Here is a 4,645-nt window from a genome sequence, read left to right on the forward strand (position 1 = left end):
GAAGAAACTTTAGATCAAGCTCCTTCCAAGTGGTATCTCACGGGATTCCTTGTACCCTACGGCGTACCAGTTGTGGATAACTCTGGCGATGAAGAAATGGACGAAGTTGGTCGTGTTGGCTCTGGCGAAGACGAAAAGATTCCAGAGAAAGCCTTTGCTCGTAAAGCTTATTTCCCTTCTTCAATGGGATTAAGTGTGCTTTTACCCCAAACCGTTAACCAACTTCATGTCACTGTCGGGTGGGGCGATTACCAACCACTAACCAAACCAGATAGCGAAGGAAAAGAAATTACCTTCACTGGTGATTGGCAGAGAGTTCCACGAGAGGCTGAACTTACCGTACCGTTACGTACAAACGGCAGACCGACTCAATTAGACCTTGGTTTAAATTTAGGCAATACGACTAAACAACTAGAGATCCCCCTTAGTGGAAGCAGTTCCCCAATATATTTAGATGTTCCAAACAGCGATGGTTTACAACTGGTTGTCTCAGTTCGCTCCGTAACTTCTGAGGAATTAGTACCAGCAGGAACACGCTCAGTTTCAGTATTCTTAGTTAATCATCGCCGCCCTAGCCCTGACCAAAAGCGGGATGCTGCTTATGCTTTTCAAACAAATTTAATAATTCAGACAGCTGATTCCTTTGTACCACGCCCCAATTTACGTGGGCGGGATGGTGATGACTGGGATGAGAAAGTTGCTGATTTGCAATACCGAGATGATTATGAATATGCTGTTGGTCATAATGTCTCTGCGATCGCAGTTGCAAATCCCAATGGTGGCTGTCAGGAAGTAAGAACCGCTTGGATACCAACTGCTGACGTAGAAAAGGTAATTGCAACCCAGGTTAAAGATGTCGAAGTCGGCATGGAAGCGTTAGCTGCCGCACCGACGGCAGAAGCATTGAGAAATCTGCTCAGTCCGATGGTTAGTGCATATTCTGAATGGATAGATGAACAACGAGTCAAATGTCCGACTGGGCAAAAACGTTTAGGTGTAGCTAAAGACCTATTAGATCGAGCCGGAATTGCTAAAGACCGGATTGCTGCTGGTTTAAGCGCATTGGATGACCCACAAGTATTAGATGCTTTTCGCATTGCTAATCGAGCGATCGCCTTAGCAATTCGCCAGCGTGCGACTCATAAGAAAAACATTACTCCCGAATCTGTAGCCCCTCCAACTTGGCGACCGTTTCAACTAGCTTTCTTGCTAATGAACTTGGTAGGCATTGCTAACCCCGAACATTCAGACCGAGAACTGGTTGATTTACTGTTCTTCCCTACAGGCGGCGGTAAAACTGAAGCTTATTTGGGGCTAGCAGCTTTTACACTTGTATTACGGCGGCTACGTCATCCTGGTATTGACTCTGCTGGACTGAGCGTACTGATGCGCTATACATTGCGCCTCCTCACTCTTGACCAATTAGGACGTGCGGCGACAATGATTTGTGCCCTAGAGTTGGAACGGGAGCAAGATGTAGAAAAACTGGGAAAATGGCCTTTTGAAATTGGATTGTGGGTAGGGCAAGCAGCTACACCTAACCGGATGGGCAAGAAGGGAGACAATGATGAAAACAGCGCTCGTTCGCGTACTATTGCTTTCCTAAATAATGATCGCAAACCTTCACCTATTCCTTTAGAAAACTGTCCTTGGTGCGGAACTAAATTCAACCGCAATTCATTTCAGCTATTGCCTAATCCTGACCAACCCATAGACTTGCGTATAAGTTGCGCCAATCGCCGTTGTAGTTTTAGAGGCGATCGCCCTTTACCAGTATTAGCTGTAGATGAACCGATTTATCGCCGTCTGCCGTGTTTTATGATCGCCACAGTTGATAAATTTGCGAGTTTGCCTTGGGTCGGAGAAACAGGTGCTTTATTTGGACGGGTAGAACGCTATGACAAAGATGGTTTTTACAGCCCTGTTTATCCAGGTAAAGGTAAAGCACTTGATGCTGATTTGCCACCGCCAGATTTAATTATTCAAGATGAACTGCATTTAATTTCTGGCCCTTTAGGCACAATGGTAGGGCTTTACGAAACTGCAATTGATGCTTTATGCAGTCGAGAGATAAATGGTCAAAAAATCCGCCCGAAGATTGTAGCTTCCACCGCGACAGTGCGACGGGCAACTAAGCAGATTCAAGCATTATTTGGGCGAAATGAAGTTGATGTATTTCCGCCACCAGGGCCAGACCGGCGCGATTCCTTTTTTGCAAAGACAGTACCTGCCGAAGAAAAGAATGCTCGAACCTATGTCGGAATTGCTGCTCAAGGGCGAAGTCTGAAAGTAGTATTGTTACGTACTTATCTGGCATTGCTGGGAGCAGCACAGAAAGAATGGTTAGCAGCAGGTGGGAGCAAAAACCCTGATAATCCAGCAGACCCCTACATGACATTGCTAGGGTACTTTAATTCCTTGCGTGAACTGGGTGGTAGTCGGCGGATTGTTGAAGATGAAGTCAACTCTCGGCTTATTGGTTATAGCAAACGAAAACGAGTCAGTAAAAGTTCAGGTTTGTTTGCAGATCGGAAAATTGACGATGAACCGGAAGAATTGACTTCTCGTGTCAGCACAAGTGAAGTTGCAGATACTAAAAGCCGCTTAGAAGCAACGTTCGATCAAAAAGAACGTGTTGATGTAGTCTTAGCGACCAATATGATTTCTGTCGGTTTGGACATTACACGTTTGGGCTTAATGGTAGTTCTCGGTCAACCTAAAACAGCCGCAGAATACATTCAGGCTACCAGTCGTGTGGGACGGGATGAAGAACGACCCGGATTAGTTGTTACATTGCTCAACGTTCACCGACCGCGTGATCGCTCACACTACGAACGTTTCTTTGCTTGGCACGCTACTTTCTATAGGGCAGTAGAAGCTACCAGTGTTACGCCTTTCTCTCCTCGTGCCATTGACCGAGGGATTGCTGCCATCACTGTTGCTTTAGCACGTTTGGGACATTCTGGGATGACAGCACCACTTCGTGCGATTGACATTCTTCAGCACCGTAAAGAGCTAAATTTTGTCATCGATGCAATCGCCAAGCGTGCCGAGATGCATGACAAAGAACTTAATGCAGGTGATGCTGAAGCACTCCGCCAAAAAGTTAGGGGTCGAGTTAAGGATTTACTAGATTTATGGGAACGGATTGCTGGTGAAAAAATTAACCTCCAATATCAGCGTGAGGTTGGGGAAGCGCCGCCTCTATTATTCGACCCACTTGATCCAGAATTAGAAAAAAAACCATTAGAAGAACGAAAATTTAAAGCTCAACGCAGTTTACGTGATGTTGAGCCAACAGTTAATTTGTGGGTTCGCAATCCTGACGGATTTGAAGTAGAGGAGGAAGAATCATGAGTAAATCAAACAAAAAGCGTCCTCCATCTGGAGAAATTCGCCAGAGCCAAATTTTATCTACTTTTGGCCCTGGGGCAATGGTAGATTTACCCGATTATTCCATACTAATTGGCGGACTCAACCACTGGCACGGTGACAAAAAACGTATTTACGAAGACCGACTAAAGGAACGAGTCGCTGACATTTTAGGGGTTAATGATATTGCCTTATATGCGCCACCTGTAGACGAGAAAGACCCAAAAGCATCTCGCACTGGAATTACAGCTTTCGCTTTCCCCACTTGGTTTGTTGCTCAAGTAGAAGAAACTTGGCCTAAACCAAATGAAGCAGCGCCCAATGCCAAAGTTTACCGGACACGTCCTTTACTACCTTGGGGTAGTTTGGTAACTGGTAAATATCTCAATGCCGACAGAAAGAAAGTGCCAGTCGTACCTGTGCGTTTTGTACAAGCTTGTGTTAATGGACACATCAAAGACATTGATTGGCGTGGTTTTGTCCATGAAAAGTCTCAAGCTAACTGTCGGGGTCAACTATGGTTTGATGAAGGCGGATCTGGCAACGATTTTGCTGATATTTTTGTGCGCTGTGAGGCTTGTAAAGCTCGTCGTCAGTTATCAGATGCAACAGTACCCAATGGCAAGGTCTTAGGAAAGTGCGAAGGACATCGCCCTTGGCTTGGCCCCAAAGCTCAAGAACTCTGTATTTCTGAGACAACAGGGAAACCAGAATATAATCGGCTTTTGGTTCGCTCTGCCAGCAATGCTTATTTTTCCCAGGTTCTCAGTGTCATTTCTTTACCAGACTCGGATGATGCTTTGCAAAAGGCCGTTAATTCAGTTTATGAAGACTTCCTTCAGTATGTAGAAAGTAGCGATGAAGTTAAAAAAGAACGGCGGAAGCAAAAAGTCGCTGCTGTTTTAGAAGGATTTACTGATGAAGCAGTATGGGCAGAAATCCAGCGCAGACAGGGTGGGCAAGGTAAACAATATAAGGGTATTAAGCAAGTAGAAATTGAGACTTTGCTATCTAGTCCCTTTGAAGTCGGAGAAGATGTACCAGAAAGCGACTTTTATGCTCGTGCGCGGAAATTAGATAACATCAAACCAAAATTACTATCTCTTATAGAGAGCATTGTTTTAGTACACCGACTTAAGGAAGTAACCGCCCAAATTGGCTTTACTCGCTTTGAGGCAATTATGCCTGATATTGACGGCGATTTAGATATTCAAGTCAGGCGAGCTGCTCTTGATATTGAGCCTACTTGGGTTCCAGCTATTGAAAACAGGGG

At 45.1% G+C, this 4,645-nt stretch carries 2 protein-coding genes; both read left to right on the top strand.

Going from position 1 to position 4,645, the window contains the following annotated elements; translation table 11 throughout:
* Window positions 1-3,357: DISARM system helicase DrmA (gene drmA / locus ACWATR_RS38620; RefSeq protein ID WP_460345264.1), on the top strand; the 3,357-nt coding region annotated here is incomplete at its 5' end.
* Window positions 3,354-4,645 (top strand): DrmB family protein (gene drmB / locus ACWATR_RS38625; protein WP_460345266.1); only part of this gene is annotated, 1,292 nt, incomplete at its 3' end. The genes drmA and drmB, both read left to right, overlap by 4 nt.

This window comes from Nostoc sp. UIC 10890, assembly GCF_054786515.1.